This is a genomic window from Bacteroides sp. MSK.20.82, assembly GCF_019052485.1.
GTDB lineage: Bacteria > Bacteroidota > Bacteroidia > Bacteroidales > Bacteroidaceae > Bacteroides > Bacteroides thetaiotaomicron.
This window is the reverse complement of the sequence record NZ_JAHQUN010000153.1, coordinates 1-408: the sequence shown is the minus strand read 5'-3', so window position 1 is coordinate 408 and position 408 is coordinate 1. Positions and strand designations below refer to the sequence as shown.

Here is a 408-nt window from a genome sequence, read left to right as displayed (position 1 = left end):
GCCGGGGTTCTGATAACCCAGTACGACGGAAGAAAGAACCTGAACAAGAGCGTTTCGGAACTGGTACAGGAAACATTCCAGGGCAAAGTGTTCAGCACCCATATACGCAACGCAATTGCGCTGGCCGAAGCCCCGACACAAGGGCAGGATATTTTTCACTACGCCCCCAAATCTGCCGGGGCAGAGGACTACGAGGGTGTATGTAACGAACTGCTAACAGAAATAAAGTAACCATATGGCAAAGAAGAACGATTTAAAAAACAGTATGTCGGCCGGACTGACCGGGGGGTTAGACAGCCTGATCCAATCCACGGCCGGGCAAAAAGAGGCTCAAAAGCCGAAGAAGGCGAAAACCGTGCATTGTAATTTTGTCATGGACGAAACCTATCACCAGAACTTAAAGCTGAT

At 49.5% G+C, this 408-nt stretch carries 1 protein-coding gene; it reads left to right on the top strand.

Features of this window, described 5'->3' with window-relative positions; translation table 11 throughout:
- The coding region (locus KTR07_RS28235; protein WP_371737235.1) for a ParA family protein at nt 1-231 on the top strand (231 nt) is incomplete at its 5' end.
- Nucleotides 232-408 lie beyond the last annotated feature (177 nt).